The sequence below is a fragment of the Desulforamulus aquiferis genome (assembly GCF_030577015.1).
GTDB lineage: Bacteria > Bacillota > Desulfotomaculia > Desulfotomaculales > Desulfotomaculaceae > Desulfotomaculum > Desulfotomaculum aquiferis.
In genome coordinates this window covers 20,423-37,858 of sequence record NZ_JARPTC010000007.1, presented here as the reverse complement: position 1 = coordinate 37,858, position 17,436 = coordinate 20,423, and the positions used below count along the sequence as shown (strand labels likewise).

Sequence of the window (17,436 nt, the reverse complement as noted above, 5' to 3'; positions counted from 1 at the left end):
TTTTCCAACCAGGGTGGAACCGCGGATATTTCCCGTCCCTGATTATATCAGGGGCGGGTTTTATATTTTTTATCCTTATTTAGAAGGGAGAATATAGCATGATTAAGATAACTCTAAAGGATGGATCGGTAAGGGAATACCCCGACGGTACCACCATAATCGAAGTTGCTAAATCCATCAGCCATGGACTGGCTAAAGAAGTATTGGCCGGTAAGGTTAATGGGAAAATTGTGGATGTAAAGTTCCCGCTCCAGGAAGATGCCGCCCTAGAACTCCTTACCTTTAATGATGAGGAGGGAAGAGCCGTCTATCGTCACAGCTCGGCCCACATTATGGCCCAGGCCGTGCAAAAGCTCTTTCCGGAAGCTAAACTTGCCATTGGTCCGGCTATCCAAGATGGATTTTATTATGATTTTGATGTGCCCCGTCCATTTACCCCAGCAGAGCTGGAACAAATAGAAGCTGAGATGCAAAGGATTATCAAGGCCGATTTACCCTTTGAAAGGGTGGAAGTCTCCCGGGCTGAAGCCTTGGAACAATTTAATAAAGAGGGCGAGCTTTATAAGGTTGAGCTGATCAACGACCTACCAGAGGACTCGGTAATATCCTGTTATCAGCAAGGTGAGTTTAATGATTTATGTGCGGGTCCCCATGTGCCTTCCACCGGACGTATTAAAAGCTTTAAATTAATGAGCATAGCCGGTGCCTACTGGCGGGGCAGTGAAAAGAATAAAATGCTGCAGCGTATTTATGGCACCTCCTTCCCTAAAAAGGCGCTGTTGGATGAACACCTTTTCCGAATTGAGGAGGCCAAGCGGCGGGATCATCGTAAACTGGGTCAGGAGTTAGACCTGTTCAGTATTCAGGATGAAGGTCCTGGCTTCCCCTTCTTCCATCCGAAGGGTATGATTCTACGCAATGAGTTGGAATATTTTTGGCGCCAGGAGCACAAAAAAAGGGGCTATCAGGAAATACGCACTCCCATTATCTTGAATCGTGGACTTTGGGAGCAGTCTGGACACTGGGATCATTATAAGGAGAATATGTACTTTACCAAGATTGATGAGGGTGATTTCGCCGTAAAGCCCATGAACTGCCCAGGTAGTATTCTGGTGTATAAAACCAGGATGCACAGCTATCGAGATCTACCCTTAAGGTGGGGTGAACTTGGTTTAGTGCACCGCCACGAGTTATCCGGAGCGCTACACGGACTAATGAGAGTACGCTGCTTCACCCAGGATGATGCCCATATTTTTATGCTGCCCAGTCAAATTAAGTCTGAGATTATCGGTGTTATCGACCTCTTTGAGTTTTTCTATCAAACCTTTGGCCTGAAGTATCATGTGGAGCTATCCACCAGACCGGAGAAATCCATGGGGTCCGATGAGATGTGGGAGATGGCCACAGAATCCTTGCGTGAGGCTCTGGAAGCTAAAGAGATGAACTACAAGGTTAATGAAGGGGACGGTGCCTTTTACGGACCTAAAATTGACTTCCACCTGACTGACAGCTTGGGGCGTACCTGGCAGTGCGGAACCATCCAACTAGATTTCCAAATGCCAGAAAAATTTGATCTGAACTATGTAGGTGAAGATGGTCAGAAACATCGTCCGGTGATGATTCATCGGGTGGTATTTGGCAGTATAGAGCGTTTTATTGGCATTTTGGTGGAACACTTTGCCGGAGCTTTTCCGGTATGGTTAGCCCCTGTTCAGGTGAAGGTACTGCCCATTACCGATAAACACCACAGCTATGCCAGGGAAGTGGTGGAAAGGCTAGACAGATTAAATGTAAGGGCTGAACTGGATGCCCGCAATGAGAAAATTAATTATAAAATTCGGGAAGCCCAGACCCAAAAGATTCCCTATATGTTGGTAATTGGCGACCGTGAGATGGAAAACGGTGCAGTTGCCCTACGACAGAGGGGTAAGGGAGACGTTGGAGCAGTTAAGGTAGATGAGTTTATCCGGCAGGTTACCGATGATATAAAGAACAAGACCATTTTTTAGGGGAATAAAGGATATTTCCTTGACTATAGAAAACCATTATGTTAAAATAACAAAAGTGTTCGACAAATTAGATATTAACACGAAGAAGAAGCATCCGCTTCTCACCTTACAACCTAGGTTGGTGGGGTTAGATGTTAGATACAATATGTTTAATATTGTTTATTGCGTCTTTAAGCGGGTGAATAACCCGCTTTTATTATTTTATTCCCAAACAAATAACTATGGAGGTGAACAGGTATTTCGAAAGATCAACGTATCAATGAGGAGATCCGAGCTCGCGAGGTACGGGTTGTAGATGCGGATAATAACCAGCTTGGTATTATGTCTGCCAAAGAAGCCCTGCGCATTGCTGAGGAAAAGCAGTTAGACCTGGTGGAAGTTGCTCCCCAGGCCAAGCCCCCGGTTTGCCGTATTATGGATTTTGGAAAATTCAAATATGAGCAAAGTAAAAGGGAAAAAGAGGCCAAGAAGAAGCAGCGTATTATTCAGGTTAAGGAAGTTAAGCTGCGTCCCCGCATTGAGGATCATGACTATGATGTCAAGGCCAAAAACGCAGAGCGTTTCTTAAAGGATGGCGATAAAGTTAAGGCGACCATCATGTTCAGGGGCCGTGAGATTGTCCATACCGAACTGGGGCAAAGACTGCTGGTTCGACTTGCTGAAGATATGAAAGATATCTGCACAATTGAAAGGCATCCTAAACTTGAAGGCAAAAATATGATAATGATCTTAGCACCTAAAAATGAGAAGCAGGATTAGAAAGGAGTTGCCCTAAATGCCAAAAATCAAAACCCACCGTGGGGCTGCTAAAAGATTTAAGAAAACTGCCACCGGTAAAATTCGTGGCTGGCATGCTTTTCACAGTCATATTCTAGGTAAAAAGACTGCCAAACGTAAGCGTAACCTGCGTAAATCCCTGATTATCAGCGATGCAGATTTTGGACGTTTACGTCGTCTGCTGCCCTACTAAGAATTGGAATATGTTCAGATGTAAAAGGAGGTAATCATCATGCCACGGGCTAAAAGCAGTGTGGTTTCCCGCAATAGACACAGAAAAGTATTGAAACTGGCCAAAGGTTATAGAGGTTCCCGGAGCAAGCTCTTTAGGGTAGCTAACCAGGCCGTAATGAAGGCTCTGGCTTATGCCTACAGAGACCGTCGCCAGAAAAAGCGCGACTTCCGTAAGCTTTGGATCGCCAGAATTAATGCCGCAACCCGCATTAACGGAATGTCCTACAGCAAGTTCATCAACGGTCTGAAAAAGGCCGGTGTTGAAGTTAACCGTAAAATGCTGGCTGACCTGGCTGTAAACGATGCCAAGGCCTTCAGCCAACTGGTACAGGTTGCCAAATCCAACCTGGCATAACAAATAGTTTATATATTGGTAACAACTAAGGCATGGTACTCACCATGCCTTTTTCCATAAATAACAAAGCCCCGGAAGGCGGGGATGTGTATGTTAGGTTACCAGGAGGGGGAAAGGCGATGATTACTGCCTCTCAGAATACAAAGGTTAAGTATGTTCGAAAATTAGCCCAGGGAAACTTTCGGAGGAAGGAAAGGAAGTTGGTGGCCGAGGGAATTCGCCTGGTTGAGGAGGCCGCTTTAAGCAATTGGACCATGGAGGCTCTATTTTATACTTTGGAGGCTGCGGAGTCTGAGAGGGTTGCTAGGATAATAGAAAGGGCTGAGACAAAAGGGGCTAACCTTTATCCCGTTTCGGAACAGATAATGGTTGAAATGGCTGGCACCGAGACGCCCCAAGGTATCCTAGCAGTGCTTTGGCAACCGGATTATGCCCTGGCAGATGTACTTCCCCCTGGACTTCCTGCCCTGGTGGTGGTGGTGGACGGCATACAGGACCCGGGTAACCTGGGAACCATTGTAAGATCAGCAGATGCAGCGGGTGCCACCGGAGTAATCCTTTTGAAGGGTACTGTGGATTTATATAATCAAAAAGTAATTCGCTCCACCATGGGCTCCCTATTTCATATGCCCGTTGTTACAGCCGGTGATATTGAAGACTCCCTGGAATACCTAATTTCCACTGGCCTTAAACTGCTGATCGGTGACCCCGTTAAAGGGGGACCTATTTTTGAGGAAGACCTTTCTATACCAATTGGCATAGTGGTTGGTAACGAGGGCATGGGTCCCAGGGATGAGGTTTTGGCTGTTTCCCACAAGAAGGTAAATATCCCCATGCCTGGCCGGGCAGAGTCCCTAAATGTAGCTATGGCGGCTTCTATCATGCTTTATGAGGCGGTCCGTCAGAGATACAAAATTCAGTAAACTTCCTTGTTTTGCATATAGGCATATGTTATAATCATGTCGAAAGGTCCCCAAAAAAGCATGAAAGGTTGTGGTTACATGCTGTTAACCGCCGAATTTTTTTGGAGGCTGTTCGAGGCAACAGGGTCAGTCAACGCCTATATGATCTACAGAAAATTAGTTCTTCATTAGAATGAAAATTTCAAAGCACATAGTAATGATGGGGATAAGTACGCAGAATTATTCTTTCCAGGGAGAGGGGGTCCTGACTGTAAGCCCTCTTAAAGAATGTCTTCGGAAGTTCACCCCTGAACTGCGGTCTGAAAGTGTGGGTACATACAAGTAGGTTTCGCCGGTTCTTCTGCCGTTATCAAGAAGATGGATAAGACATACTATTATCCTGCTAAGCGGTTCTTTGGTTAACGTAAGAACAATTTGGGTGGTACCGCGGATATTTTTCCGTCCCTTTATAGGGACGGTTTTATTTTTTTGTACTTAATGAATATCACTTTGGGAGGATTAAAATGGAGCAGAGGTTAAGACAATTGGCAGCAGAGGCTGTGGAGGCCTTAAGGGAATCCTCCACAACCGATGAGCTAAATGCTGTTAGGGTTAAATATTTAGGTAAAAAGGGCGAAGTAACTCAGGTTTTACGCGGAATGGGAGCATTGTCGGCAGAAGAAAGGCCCAGGGTTGGCCAGATAGCCAATGAGGTAAGGGAGGAAATTGAGGCTGCCCTGGAAGCTAGAAACAGTCAGGTAAAGGAGGCTCAAAAGGCCCGCCAGCTGGCTGCAGAAAACCTGGATGTGACCTTGCCCGGGGCCAGATTTAATTTGGGCAAAATGCATCCCTTAACACAGGTTATGGAGGAAATGGAGAATATCTTCCTGGGACTTGGCTTTAATATTGCTGAAGGACCAGAGGTGGAACTGGACTACTATAACTTTGAGGCCCTAAATTTACCAAAGGATCACCCGGCCCGGGATATGCAGGACACCTTTTTTATTAACCCCGAGGTGTTATTGAGAACTCATACTTCTTCTGTTCAAGTAAGAACCATGGAAAAGACTGTTCCCCAGGTGCCGGTCAAAATAATATGCCCGGGTAGAGTTTATCGCCGGGATGATGATGCAACTCACTCTCCCATGTTTCATCAGGTGGAGGGACTAGTAATAGATAAGCGGATAACCTTCGCAGATCTAAAGGGTATACTGGCTACCTTTGCCCAGCAAATGTTCGGCCCGGAAACAAAGACACGGCTTCGTCCCAGCTACTTCCCCTTTACTGAACCCAGCGCTGAGGTGGACATCTCCTGTGTTATGTGTAAGGGAAGCGGCTGTAGGGTTTGCAAGGGCAGCGGCTGGCTGGAGATTCTAGGTTCAGGGATGGTTCACCCCAGGGTGTTGGAAATGTCAGGCTATAATCCCGAAGAGGTTACCGGCTTTGCCTTTGGTATGGGGGTGGAGCGTATCGCCATGCTTAAGTTTGGCATAGATGATCTCAGGCTGCTATTTGATAATGACTTGCGTTTCCTAGCCCAATTTTGATAAGGATCGGGAGGTTAACATAAAACCATGCGTGTTTCCTATAACTGGCTAAAAGAATATGTGAATATTGATATACCGGCACAGGAGCTGGCAGATAGGCTAACCCTATCAGGAATTGCCGTAGATGCCGTTGATGAACCTGGTGCTGAACTTGAGAATATTGTGACCGGCCGCATTACCAAAATTGAGGGTCACCCCAATGCAGATAAACTATCGGTTTGCAGTGTGGATGTAGGACAGGAGAAATCCCTGCAAATTGTAACAGGTGCCACCAATATCAAAGAGGGGGATATCATTCCGGTTGCCCTGGAAGGTGCTAAGTTGGCCAAGGGCTTACAGATCAAACGTTCCAAGCTGAGGGGCATTGAATCCCAGGGAATGCTGTGCTCCGGTCAGGAACTGGGCATGGAGGCAAAACTTATGTCTCCAGAAATGGCCCATGGCATTTTAATTCTCGCGGAGGATACTCCCATAGGTGTGGATGCCAAAGAACTCTTAGGCCTTAATGATTTTATTCTGGAGCTGGACCTAACTCCCAACCGTGGTGATGCCCTGAGTGTTACAGGGGTTGCCCGGGATGTGGCGGCAATATTAAATCAAGAATTAAAGATGCCGGCACCTAAAATTGTAGTTGGTGATGAAAATGTAGAGTCACTGGCTAAAATTGATATTGAGGCTCCGGAACTTTGCCGCCGTTATGTGGCTAGAGTCATCAAGGGAGTTAAGATAGGACCATCCCCCATGTGGCTGCAAAACAGGCTCAGGGCTGTTGGTATCAGACCTATCAGCAATGTGGTTGACGTAACCAACTACGTCATGATGGAACTGGGCCAGCCCCTTCATGCCTTTGATTACGATAAATTAAAGAACCATCATATTATTGTGCGGCGGGCTGAGGAAGGGGAGAAAATTGTCTCCCTGGACGATGTAGAGCGAACCCTGGGAGCAGAAATGCTGGCCATTACCGATGAAGCAGGACCGGTGGCAGTGGCCGGTGTGATGGGTGGACTGTACAGTGAGGTAACAGATGACACAGTCAATCTGTTAATTGAGTCGGCCTACTTTAATCCCATCTGCATCAGAAGGACCTCCAAATCCCTGGGCCTGCGCTCCGAGTCATCCGCCAGATTTGAAAAGGGCATTGACATTAATGGTTGTCTAAGGGCAGCGGATCGGGCAGTTGAGCTTATGCATAATTTGGCCGGTGGAACCATAGCTGCCGGAGCCATAGATAATTTTCCAGCTCCAATTACAGAAAAGACCATCCTGCTGCGCCCTGAGCGGGTTGACTGGATCCTTGGGGTTAGCGTGCCAAAGGATGAAATATATAGGATTATGTTGAGCTTGCAGTTCAGGGTTCAGGAGCAGGGGGATAACCTCCTGGTAACCGTTCCAACCTTCCGCCCTGATATAACCAGGGAAATAGACTTGGTAGAGGAAGTTGCCAGACTTTATGGTTTCCACCGGGTTCCTGAGACCCTGCCTTCCGGAGCATCCACCCAGGGACGCCGTACACAGGAGCAGCAAATTACCTGGGATGCTAGAAAGTTAATGATATCCTGCGGCTTTTTCGAGGTGGTCACCTATAGCTTTGTTCATCCGAGAATCTTTGATTTGATGAACCTTCCACCTGATAGCTCCCTGCGTCAGGTTGTAAAACTGCAAAATCCCCTTAGTGAGGAACAATCTATCATGCGTACCGTGATGGTGCCTGGCTTACTGGAGGTACTGCAGAGAAACCTCAATCGCCGTCTTCAAAACGGAGCTGTATTTGAAATTGGCCGGGTATTCTATCCTGTTTCAGGACAGCAATTACCCGAGGAAGTACCTGTTTTGGCCGCGGTGGCCATCGGTAATACCCCTAAAACCTGGAACCAACCTGCCAGCCCCATGGACTTCTATTTTATAAAAGGTGTGGCAGAGCAACTTATAGATTCCCTTGCCCTGGAGGGAGTGGAGTTTAAACGGCACCAGGATCCCAGCTTCCACCCGGGTAGATGTGCTAAAATTGAAGTTAATGGTGAGCTAATGGGTGTTGTAGGAGAGCTACACCCCAATGTCATTGATAATTATGAGTTATCCGGCAGGGCTGTAGCCCTCAAGATAGACTTAAACGTACTGTTCCGGGCTAACCGTCCCGTTAAGCAATATCAAGGGCTACCAAAATTTCCCTTGGTTGAAAGGGATCTGGCGGTATTAGTTAAGCAGCAAGTGGAAGCTTCTGAAATGTTAGCTATAATTAAACGTGCTGGTGGAAACCTGCTGAGGGGAACCGATATTTTTGACGTATACCAAGGGGCACAGGTGCCCGAGGGATATAAGAGCGTGGCCTTCAGTATGAAATTCCAGGCCGATGACCGTACCCTAACAGATGAGGAGACCGCCGATAAGATGAAGCGCATCGCCAAATCACTGGAAGCCCAGGTCGGGGCTGAACTAAGGAAATAAAAGCAAAGACCGGGAGCAATTTAATTTGTTTCCGGTCTTTTCAATATTAATCCCTTATTATTTATAACCTATCAGCATAACACCGGTAATTACCGCCGCTACACCCAGGAGCTTATGAATAGTAAAGGTTTCCCCAAGGAATAGAAAGGAAAGCACCATAACCAACACATAACCCAGGCTGACCATAGGATAGGCCAGACTTAGCTCCATGGTACTTAGAACTTTAAGCCAGGTAACCAGGCTGGTTGCGTACATAAAAGTACCTCCCAGAACCCAGGGATTGGTGAAGGCCCTCATTAGAGTGCCTGTAAGATTTGGCAAGGTCAATGATAGGGGATATAATTGGGATGCCCCAATTTTTAATAGCAGTTGTCCTATGGCACCTATAGAAATTGATATCAATAGCAGGACCGGAGGAAAAGACAAAATCCAACACCACCTTGGTAATGTAGAGAGGTCACCTGTTTATTATATCCCCGGTTACTTTTTGGTATCTATGGAAATAAAAATATCCTTAGTAAATGTTAACCAATATTATGAAAGAATTGGAGTTAATGGATTTCCTATGAAGGAATTTGGCTTATTATAGCGAATAATCTCCTTAATAGAAGGGGGGCCTGTTATGTCCAGCCAAGCTAACAGGGTGGAAGTCGAAATACTTGGTGAGCACTACACCTTAAAGGGTCATGAGTCCCCGGAATACATGCTGATGGTAGCTCATCAGGTCAATAAAAGAATGAATGAAATAAGACAAAGAAATAATAAGTTATCCCTGAATAAAGTAGCTGTTTTATCAGCAATAAATCTGGTAGATGAATTAATTAAACTTCAGCAGGAGTATAATAACTTGCTCCAAATGATAGAACCGGAAAAAACAAACTGTTCCGCGGAATAACTCATGAAATATTCATGAGTTTTATTTTTCGGGAAAACCTAGTAGTACAACAGAATGGAGCGATGTTTATGCAAAACATCGAGGTTGCCTGGATATTTAATGAACTGGCAGACCTGATTGAATTAAAGGAAGATGATTTCTTTAAAACTAGGGCTTATCGACAAGCGGCCAGAACCCTGGCTCATCTTGAACAGCCTCTGGAGGAATTAAGTCGTCGGGGGCAGCTTTCCAAAATACCTGGTATAGGTCGTGCCATTGAGTCAAAGATTAAAGAGATTTTAGAAACTGGAACCCTTAAGAAACATCAGGAACTGCTTCGGGAGATACCTCCAGGAGTACTGGAAATAAAGCAGCTGCCAAGTATTGGTCCCAAAAGAGCCAGGGCACTAATGCAGGAGCTGGGTGTTACAAACCTGCAGGATTTGGAAGATGCTGTAAAGGACCGAAGGGTTCGTAAGCTAAAGGGATTTAGTGCCAAATTAGAATGGGATATTTTAAATGGCATCGAAATGGTACGCAATCGCCAGGGAAGAACCCGCCTTTCGGTGGCCAGGGAAATGGCCGAGGAATTGACCAGCTTTATTAGCCTGCTGCCTGGGGTTAAGGCTGTAGAGACAGCCGGCAGCACCCGCAGGTGGAAGGAAACTGTGGGTGATCTGGATATCATTGCAGGGGCTGAGAATCCAGAGATACTTCTAGCCGCTTTGGCTAGCCATCCCAGGGTTAAAGAGGTAATAAATAAAGGGGATAATCGCATTGAGGTAATGACCTGGTGGGGCATAGCAGTTGATCTGTCTGTGGTAACACCGGCAGAATTTATCCCGGCCTGGCACAGGGCTACAGGGTCGAAAACCCATTACTTGATACTTCAGGAAATCGCCAAGTATAAAGGATTAAAGCTAAACCACAGGGGAATAGAGACACAAGAGGGAAAGGTAGTTGATTTGACCAGTGAGGCAGACATCTATCGGTCCCTGGGCATGGAGTATATACCACCGGAGCTTAGGGAAAACCGTGGTGAAATTGAGGCGGCAACTGGTCAAGGCTTGCCAAAGATTATCAGTGGAGAAGACATTAAGGGAGATTTGCACATCCATACAACCTGGAGTGACTCTGCCATGGAAATTAAGGATGTGGTTAATAAATGCCTGGAAAAAGGGTATTCCTATGCTGCCATTACAGACCACTCAAGATCCCTAAAAGTTGCTAATGGTTTAGAACTGGAGCGGGTGCTGGAGCAACATCAACTGATCCGGCAAATGAACACAAGTCTAAAGGACTTTACCCTTCTGACCGGGGTAGAAATGGATATTCTTCCCGATGGTTCCATGGATTTTCCTGATGAACTTTTAGAACAAACCGATGTAGTTATTGCCTCTGTACATACAGGCTTTAGACAAAGTAAACAGGATTTGACTAAACGTTTTACTAGGGCTATGGAAAACCCAAATGTTGATATTATAGCCCATATGACAGGACGTGTACTTGGACGGCGGGAATCCTACGAGCTTGATGTTGAGGCCCTCATTGAAATGGCTGCTAAAACCGATACGGTATTAGAAATCAACGCATCTCCAGATCGCCTGGACTTAAATGAGGAACATACGCGCATGGCCAAGGAAGCAGGAGCAAAACTAGCAATCAATACCGATGCCCATGATGTCAGGCGCCTGGATGAAATGGTCTATGGCCTTTCTGTTGCCCGGAGGGCCTGGTTAGCCCCCGGGGATGTAATCAATACCCTTGAGATAAATGATTTGCGTGAGGTGCTTAGCTAAAATATGCAGCAATTGCCGATAAGCTTTTATGACCGCCCAACAACCCTGGTGGCCCGGGAGATTTTAGGCAAATTATTGGTTCATGCCCATGATGAAGGTATGACTGTGGGTAGAATTGTCGAAACAGAGGCCTACCTCCAGGGTGATCCCGCCTGTCATGCAGCCAGAGGAATGACACCCCGCAATAGTGTGATGTTTGGCCCCCCTGGCAGGGCCTATGTATATTTTACCTATGGCATGCATTACTGCTTTAATGTGGTTACTGAGGGAGAAGGTATTGGGGAGGCAGTTTTGATCAGGGCAGTGGAGCCCTTGGTGGGCCTGGATTTAATGAGACAAAGGCGGGGACGGGAAAGGGTGCACGAGCTGTGTTCTGGTCCGGCTAAGCTGGTACAGGCCTTTAATATTACCAAGGAGCACAATCGGGCAGATTTAACAAAGGGTGGCCTTTGGGTGGCACAGTCCTTTGAAGAACCACAGGAAATTATCACCACAACAAGAATAGGAATAAAAGAGGGTGCAGACTTGCCCCTAAGATATTACATTAAAGGAAATAAATTTATCTCAAAGAAGTAATATAATAATAAGAAGGAGCGTTAATATATGAAACTACAAGAAATATATCAATTAATAGTTGGCCTAGGCATTGAACATGATCCCAGAGGCAAGGATGCCGTCCTAAAGCAGTTGGAAAAGGAAAAGAAGAAGTATGAGGACCTAAAGGAAGAAGAAAAGAATGAAATGGATCAAGACAAGCTGTTTAACCCATATTCTGATACCAGGGTATTATATGGAGAGCCTGAACACCAGGTGAAAAGAATTCTAGTGGGTATTGATATGGAAGTGGGAGAAGTTGTACTGGCAGACCGCTTAGGTGAGAAGGGACAAAAAATAGACCTGATTATGGCCCACCATCCGGAGGGAAAGGCCATAGCCAATTTATATGATGTAATGCACATGCAGGAAGACCTCATGGCCCAGTTGGGGGTACCTATTAACGTGGCGGAAAGTATCATGGCCTCTAGGATTGGCGAAGTCCGCAGGGGCCTGATGCCCATGAATCACAACAGAGCCGTAGATGCCGCCAGACTCATGGATATACCCCTTATGTGCTGCCATACCCCTGCAGATAATATGGTAGCAGAGTATTTGCAAAAATATATTGATGAGAAGAATTGCGAGACCTTGAATGATATAGTTAAGGCTTTGAAGACCATTCCTGAGTATGCTGGGGCTGTAAAGATCGGTGCTGGGCCGACCATCGTGGTAGGTTCAAAGGAACGCCGGGCCGGTAAAATCTTTGTTGATATGACCGGGGGAACCAGCGGTTCGGAAGATGCCTATGCCAAGCTTTCTGCAGCTGGTGTAGGAACCCTCATCGTCATGCATATCGGTGAGAAGCATCGCAAAGAAGCAGAGAAAAACCACATCAATGTCATTATTGCCGGACATCTGGCCAGTGATTCCCTGGGTATGAACCTGATTGTTGACCATTTAGTAAAACATGGTATCGAGATAGTTCCTTGTTCGGGACTAATAAGGGTGGAAAGATAACATATTTTTAGGAGGAAACCCCATGAATCATCAACCTGAACTGCTCGCCCCGGCAGGAAGTTGGGAGGCCCTGGTGGCTGCAGTGCAAAACGGAGCAGATGCAGTATACCTTGGCGGAAAAATGTTTAATGCCAGGCAATCGGCCAGCAATTTTGATCAGGAGGAGTTGGCCAGGGCGGTGGAATATGCACACATCCGTGGGGTAAAGATTTATGTTACCGTAAATATATTACTGGCAAATCACGAATTGGAGGAGGCCATGGGCTTTCTCCATTTCCTCCATAATATTGGAGTAGACGCAGCTATACTTCAAGACCTGGGTTTGGCTAAGTTGGCCAGGGAAGTAATTCCGGAATTATCCATTCATTCCAGCACCCAAATGACGGTACATAATTTGCCCGGTGTTCAGCTTATGCAGGAGACAGGCTTTGACCGGATAGTACTGGCCAGGGAAATGGAGCTTGAGGAGATTGCCATCATCAAGGGAGAAACAGGCGCAGATTTGGAGGCCTTTGTTCATGGGGCTCTCTGCATTTGCTATTCCGGTCAGTGCCTGATGTCCAGCATGATTGGCGGCCGCAGTGGCAATAGGGGTAAATGCGCCCAGCCCTGCCGTTTACAGTACCAGCTAGTGGATCAAAGGGGTAAGACCCTGGTGCCTGCAGATATAGGTGAATATCTTTTGAGTCCCAGGGATATCAATACCAGTGCACATATCAATAAATTAGTTGCCGCGGGCATTAATTCCTTTAAAATTGAAGGTCGTATGAAAAGGCCGGAATATGTGGCCACAGTAATTAGGACCTACAGAAATCTAATTGACCGAGCACTAGCAGAAGGACAGTCCTTCAAAGTCCAGGAAGATGAAGCCAGGGATTTGGCACAAATATTTAATCGGGATTTTAGCCCAGGTTACTTTTTAGGTAATCCAGGTAAGGAATTGATGAGCTTTAAAAGGCCCAATAATCGGGGTATCAGGTTGGGTCGGGTCAAAGGTTATAACAGGCAAACCAAGCTGGTGGAAGTAATGCTGGAAGAACCCCTGAGGATAGGGGATGGCATTGAGGTGTGGGTTACCGAGGGTGGCCGCAGCGGCATTGAAGTTAATAGTATATTACTAAAGGGCAAGCAAATTGACTTTGCCCCGGCCGGTTCCCTGGTTGGGTTGGCCATACCTGGTAAAATTAAGCCTGGGGACAGGGTTTTTAAGACCAATGATGCCAGTTTAATGGAACTGGCTAGAGAAACCTATAGCTCAGCCAGGGAAACCAAAAAATTACCTTTACACTTCCATATTAGGGCTAGGGTTGGTGAACCTCTATATATGAAGGTGGCTGATGACACAGGCCTAACTGTAGAGGGCTATTCTGAGGAAGTGGGGCAAGAGGCCCAGAAGCGTCCCATAACCGAGGAGTTTTTAAGGGAACAGCTAGATAGGCTTGGTAATACTCCCTTTAGTCTAGGGGGGCTTAAGGCTGACCTGGAAGGTAAGGTTATGGTTCCCATGAGAGAGATAAACGAGCTCAGGCGCAAGGTTCTGGCTGAACTGGAACAAAAGAGACTCCGGGGCCGGAAAAAACCTGGTGTTGCTCAGCACCTGGCGGAGCGTAGAATTAGGGGTGCCCTCAAAGAACTTGAAATGGATAGGGCTAGCAATTACTCCGAACCTCTTCTGTCTGTTAATGTCACCGACCTTACTTCTTTAGAAGCGGCGGTAAGTTATGGCGCTGATATGGTGTATTTTGGCGGGGAAAGCTACCGCTCCAAGGGGCTAATTACTGAGCAGGATATCAAGGCCGGTGCGGAGTTCTGCCAAAAGAACGGAGCTTCCCTGGTATTAAGCTCTTCAAGGATTATGAATGACCAGCAGTTAAGTAAATTCATAGGTTTGCTTAATCAAGTCAGAGATTTTCCCTTGGCCGGGGTTCTGGTTGGAAATTTGGGGCTATTAAAAATCCTTAGGGATTTTACTGATAAGCCTGTGGTAGCAGACTTTTCCCTTAACGTCTTTAACTCGGCTACCCTTCACTACCTGAAGGCGCTAGGGGTTTCCAGAGCCACCTTGTCTCCGGAACTGACCATGAAGCAGGTTCAAGAGCTTGCCCGGACCAGTCCCCTGCCCCTGGAGGTGTTGGTGCAAGGAGCGGTGCCAATGATGACCAGTAAATATTGTCCCGTTGGCAGCATCCTGGGAGGTTTAGCTCCAGGTAAAAAGTGCGGAGGTCCCTGCCACAAGCAAAAGTGTGGTTTAAAAGACAGAATGGGGCTGGTATTTCCCCTTGAGGTTGACCAGAATTGTCATATGCATTTATTCAATGCCAAGGACCTGTGTATGATAGAAGATGTTTTCACCCTGGCCCAGGTTAGCGGGGTGTTAAGAATAGAAGCCAAGAAAGAGGACCACGGTTATGTAGCTAAAGCAGTAAACCATTACCGTCAAGCCCTAGCCAGGTTCAAGTATGGCCATAAGGATGATTATAAGGACCGTGAGGCTAAGGAGGACCTGGAAGAGCTTAGTAACTCTGGCTTGACTAAGGGTCATTTTTTCCGAGGAGTTGTTTAAGGAGATATCAAGATATATGGAACGAACCATTAGACGATTGGAATTTGATAAAGTATTGGCTAGGCTAGGGGAACTAGCCTACTCAGAGCTGGGGAAGGAAAAGGTCATGGCCCTTATTCCCATAACCGATGCTGAAATAGTCAAAAGGTGGCAGGCAGAAACCAGTGAAGGAAGGGAAATGCTGCGGCTCGAGCCTTTGGCCGAGCTTGGCGGCTGGCACGACATAAGGGGAGCGGTTAAAAGGGCTTCCCGCTTTGCGGTTCTTTCAGCGGAAGAACTTCTTGCCGTGGGAGAAACCCTGTCTGCATCCCGTCAAATAAAAAAGTTTTTTGAGGAGAGGTCAGACAGATATCCACTGCTCTCCGAAACATCAGAAGGACTAACAAACCAGGCCCAGTTAGAAAGAAATATCTTAAAGGCTATTTTACCTGGTGGAGAAATTGCCGACGATGCCTCACCGGAACTCTTACAAATTCGAAGGAGTATGAACAGGGCCCAGAACCGGGTAAGGGAGAGAATGGAAAGTATCGTCCGGTCTTCGGAAAACCAAAAATACCTGCAGGAGCCCATTATCACCATCCGCAATGATCGTTTTGTAGTACCCGTTAAGCAGGAGCACCGTGGTCAAATTCCTGGAATTATCCATGACCAATCAGCCAGCGGGGCCACCCTGTTTGTGGAACCCACGGCAGTTGTGGAAGCTAACAACGAGGTGCGCAGACTGTCTGCTGCTGAAAAACAAGAGATAATAAAGATCCTGGCAGAACTCTCGGGGGGAGTCAGCCAGGTGGCCGAAGAATTAAAGATAACCCTGGAGTCCCTTGGCCAATTGGATTTTGTCATGGCTAAGGCCAGATATAGCAATAAAATAAATGCCTGGGCACCAACTATTGTCAGTGGTGCTAAATTGGACATAAAGAAGGGGCGTCATCCTTTGCTGCCTGGAGATGCGGTGCCGGCCACCATATCCCTGGGTAAGGATTTTAACACGCTGGTAATTACCGGACCAAATACAGGGGGTAAGACTGTTACACTTAAGACAGTGGGGCTTTTTACACTGATGACCCAGGCCGGATTACATATTCCCGCTGAAGCGGGTTCCCAGATGGGTATTTTTACCCAGGTTTTTGCGGATATCGGGGATGAGCAGAGTATAGAGCAATCCCTGAGCACCTTTTCCTCCCATATGACCAATATAGTTGGGATACTTGCCAATGCCAGAAATGACGCCCTGGTTTTATTGGATGAGCTGGGGGCAGGTACAGACCCCACCGAGGGGGCAGCCCTAGCCAGGGCCATATTGGAAGAACTGCACCGCAGGGGAGTATGCACACTAGCCACCACCCACTATAGTGAATTGAAGAATTACGCCTATACCACTCCTGGCGTGGAAAATGCCAGCGTGGAATTTGACATAGAAACATTACGCCCCACCTATCGCCTTTTAATAGGAAGGCCAGGGCGTAGTAATGCCTTTGAAATATCCCTTAGACTGGGACTGCAAGCAGAAATTGTAGCTAAGGCCAGACAGTTCTTAACCACTGAGCAAGTACAGGTGGCGGATTTAATAAACAAGTTGGAAAAAACCCAACAGTCCGCTGAAAAGGATCGGCAAGAGGCGGAAAGCATGAGGCGGGACAGCGAGAAACTAAAGGAAAGATATAGTAAACTTGAGGAGCAGCTCCAGGCCAAAAAGGAAGCAATTTTAGAAAAAGCCCACCAGGAGGCAGGCAGTTTGGTGAGAAAAGCCAGACTGGAGGCCGAGGAGGCCATTAAAGAGCTTCGGACCAAGCTGGCGGAGGAAAGTGCCAGGGGCAAAGAGGAGGCCATCCAGGAGGCCCGGAGTAAACTGCAAAGAGTAACAAATAAGGTAGCTGCCAGCCAGCCAGAGAAAAAGTTGGGTGGCGAAATTCCCAAAAGCGTTAAGCCGGGAGAACAGGTCTTTTTACCTAAGTATAACCAAAAGGCGTACGTTATCAGTGCATCAGGAAATAATGTACAGGTTCAGGTGGGTATCATGAAAATGTCCGTACCCCTGAAGGAGCTCAGAACCACTGAGGAAAAGATCGCCATTGGTCAAGCCCAGGTGGGTCAGGTATATAAGGATAAAGCAGCAAGTATTGGTACCAGCCTTGACTTAAGGGGAATGACCGGGGATGAAGCACTGTTAGAAATTGAAAAATATCTGGATGATGCTTTCCTAGCGGGCTTAAGCAGTGTAATCCTGATTCATGGCAAAGGGACCGGGGCCCTGCGGGCAGCTGTTCACCGGGAATTAAAGAACAATCCCAGGATCAAGGGCTTTCGCCTGGGGGAAATGGGAGAGGGTGGCTCGGGGGCAACTGTGGTAAGTCTCAAATAGCTATTTAAGGAG

Annotated in this window: 15 protein-coding genes and 3 other annotated features (1 of these 18 running past the window's edge); of the genes, 14 read left to right on the top strand and 1 reads right to left on the bottom strand. The window is 46.8% G+C overall.

Annotation, left to right across the window (positions count from 1 at the left end; genetic code table 11):
* Positions 1–43: a binding site (T-box leader), on the top strand (it extends 174 nt beyond the left edge of the window).
* A gap of 55 nt (positions 44–98) precedes the next feature.
* The 7 genes from thrS to pheT all read left to right on the top strand — a co-directional run bounded on the left by thrS (position 99) and on the right by pheT (position 8,272).
* On the top strand, positions 99–2,009 hold the full coding sequence (thrS, locus tag P6N53_RS05570; protein WP_304541777.1) for a threonine--tRNA ligase: 1,911 nt from the start codon (positions 99–101) through the stop codon (positions 2,007–2,009).
* Positions 2,010–2,085: 76 nt separating this feature from the next.
* Positions 2,086–2,214: a sequence feature (ribosomal protein L20 leader region), on the top strand.
* Positions 2,215–2,246: 32 nt separating this feature from the next.
* Complete coding sequence (gene infC, locus P6N53_RS05565) at positions 2,247–2,768, top strand: translation initiation factor IF-3 (protein WP_304541913.1); 522 nt, start codon at positions 2,247–2,249, stop codon at positions 2,766–2,768.
* Between the two features lie 16 nt (positions 2,769–2,784).
* Positions 2,785–2,979: a 50S ribosomal protein L35 gene (gene rpmI, locus P6N53_RS05560; RefSeq protein ID WP_304541775.1), complete on the top strand. Its 195-nt coding sequence runs from the start codon at positions 2,785–2,787 to the stop codon at positions 2,977–2,979.
* Between the two features lie 39 nt (positions 2,980–3,018).
* Positions 3,019–3,375, top strand: coding sequence for a 50S ribosomal protein L20 (gene rplT, locus P6N53_RS05555; protein WP_304541774.1), 357 nt, complete (start codon positions 3,019–3,021; stop codon positions 3,373–3,375).
* A 119-nt stretch (positions 3,376–3,494) separates the two neighbouring features.
* On the top strand, positions 3,495–4,298 hold the full coding sequence (locus P6N53_RS05550) for a TrmH family RNA methyltransferase (protein WP_304541773.1): 804 nt from the start codon (positions 3,495–3,497) through the stop codon (positions 4,296–4,298).
* Positions 4,299–4,485: 187 nt separating this feature from the next.
* Positions 4,486–4,747: a binding site (T-box leader), on the top strand.
* A gap of 54 nt (positions 4,748–4,801) precedes the next feature.
* Positions 4,802–5,824, top strand: a complete 1,023-nt coding sequence (gene pheS, locus P6N53_RS05545) for a phenylalanine--tRNA ligase subunit alpha (protein WP_304541771.1) — start codon at positions 4,802–4,804, stop codon at positions 5,822–5,824.
* Between the two features lie 27 nt (positions 5,825–5,851).
* Positions 5,852–8,272: a phenylalanine--tRNA ligase subunit beta gene (gene pheT / locus P6N53_RS05540; RefSeq protein WP_304541770.1), complete on the top strand. Its 2,421-nt coding sequence runs from the start codon at positions 5,852–5,854 to the stop codon at positions 8,270–8,272.
* A gap of 57 nt (positions 8,273–8,329) precedes the next feature.
* Here pheT and P6N53_RS05535 read toward each other — a convergent pair whose 3' ends face one another.
* A complete protein-coding gene (locus P6N53_RS05535) occupies positions 8,330–8,527 on the bottom strand; it encodes an EamA family transporter (protein WP_304541769.1) in 198 nt (65 codons plus the stop codon).
* Between the two features lie 46 nt (positions 8,528–8,573).
* On the opposite strand from P6N53_RS05535, the gene P6N53_RS05530 reads away from it, so the two are divergent.
* The 7 genes from P6N53_RS05530 to P6N53_RS05500 all read left to right on the top strand — a co-directional run bounded on the left by P6N53_RS05530 (position 8,574) and on the right by P6N53_RS05500 (position 17,424).
* Positions 8,574–8,861 (top strand): hypothetical protein, encoded by a 288-nt coding sequence (locus P6N53_RS05530; RefSeq protein WP_304541768.1) that lies wholly within the window; start codon positions 8,574–8,576, stop codon positions 8,859–8,861.
* A 33-nt stretch (positions 8,862–8,894) separates the two neighbouring features.
* Positions 8,895–9,167 (top strand): cell division protein ZapA, encoded by a 273-nt coding sequence (locus tag P6N53_RS05525; protein ID WP_304541767.1) that lies wholly within the window; start codon positions 8,895–8,897, stop codon positions 9,165–9,167.
* Positions 9,168–9,235: 68 nt separating this feature from the next.
* Complete coding sequence (gene polX, locus P6N53_RS05520) at positions 9,236–10,945, top strand: DNA polymerase/3'-5' exonuclease PolX (protein ID WP_304541766.1); 1,710 nt, start codon at positions 9,236–9,238, stop codon at positions 10,943–10,945.
* 3 nt (positions 10,946–10,948) lie between these two features.
* Positions 10,949–11,521 carry a DNA-3-methyladenine glycosylase gene (locus P6N53_RS05515; protein ID WP_304541765.1) on the top strand — a complete coding sequence of 191 codons (573 nt, stop codon included), beginning with the start codon at positions 10,949–10,951 and terminating at the stop codon, positions 11,519–11,521.
* 27 nt (positions 11,522–11,548) lie between these two features.
* Positions 11,549–12,499 (top strand): Nif3-like dinuclear metal center hexameric protein, encoded by a 951-nt coding sequence (locus P6N53_RS05510; protein WP_304541764.1) that lies wholly within the window; start codon positions 11,549–11,551, stop codon positions 12,497–12,499.
* Positions 12,500–12,521: 22 nt separating this feature from the next.
* The gene (locus tag P6N53_RS05505) at positions 12,522–15,062 is read left to right on the top strand and encodes a U32 family peptidase (RefSeq protein WP_304541763.1); all 2,541 of its coding nucleotides are present in this window, start codon (positions 12,522–12,524) and stop codon (positions 15,060–15,062) included.
* A 16-nt stretch (positions 15,063–15,078) separates the two neighbouring features.
* Positions 15,079–17,424, top strand: a complete 2,346-nt coding sequence (locus tag P6N53_RS05500) for an endonuclease MutS2 (protein ID WP_304541761.1) — start codon at positions 15,079–15,081, stop codon at positions 17,422–17,424.
* Positions 17,425–17,436 lie beyond the last annotated feature (12 nt).

Coding starts and splice junctions, on each gene's coding strand:
- thrS (WP_304541777.1), top strand. CDS start 99: ATGATTAAGATAACTCTAAAGGATGGATCGGTAAGGGAATACCCCGAC.
- rpmI (WP_304541775.1), top strand. CDS start 2,785: ATGCCAAAAATCAAAACCCACCGTGGGGCTGCTAAAAGATTTAAGAAA.
- rplT (WP_304541774.1), top strand. CDS start 3,019: ATGCCACGGGCTAAAAGCAGTGTGGTTTCCCGCAATAGACACAGAAAA.
- P6N53_RS05550 (WP_304541773.1), top strand. CDS start 3,495: ATGATTACTGCCTCTCAGAATACAAAGGTTAAGTATGTTCGAAAATTA.
- pheS (WP_304541771.1), top strand. CDS start 4,802: ATGGAGCAGAGGTTAAGACAATTGGCAGCAGAGGCTGTGGAGGCCTTA.
- pheT (WP_304541770.1), top strand. CDS start 5,852: ATGCGTGTTTCCTATAACTGGCTAAAAGAATATGTGAATATTGATATA.
- P6N53_RS05535 (WP_304541769.1), bottom strand. CDS start 8,527: ATGTACGCAACCAGCCTGGTTACCTGGCTTAAAGTTCTAAGTACCATG.
- P6N53_RS05525 (WP_304541767.1), top strand. CDS start 8,895: ATGTCCAGCCAAGCTAACAGGGTGGAAGTCGAAATACTTGGTGAGCAC.
- polX (WP_304541766.1), top strand. CDS start 9,236: ATGCAAAACATCGAGGTTGCCTGGATATTTAATGAACTGGCAGACCTG.
- P6N53_RS05515 (WP_304541765.1), top strand. CDS start 10,949: ATGCAGCAATTGCCGATAAGCTTTTATGACCGCCCAACAACCCTGGTG.
- P6N53_RS05510 (WP_304541764.1), top strand. CDS start 11,549: ATGAAACTACAAGAAATATATCAATTAATAGTTGGCCTAGGCATTGAA.
- P6N53_RS05505 (WP_304541763.1), top strand. CDS start 12,522: ATGAATCATCAACCTGAACTGCTCGCCCCGGCAGGAAGTTGGGAGGCC.
- P6N53_RS05500 (WP_304541761.1), top strand. CDS start 15,079: ATGGAACGAACCATTAGACGATTGGAATTTGATAAAGTATTGGCTAGG.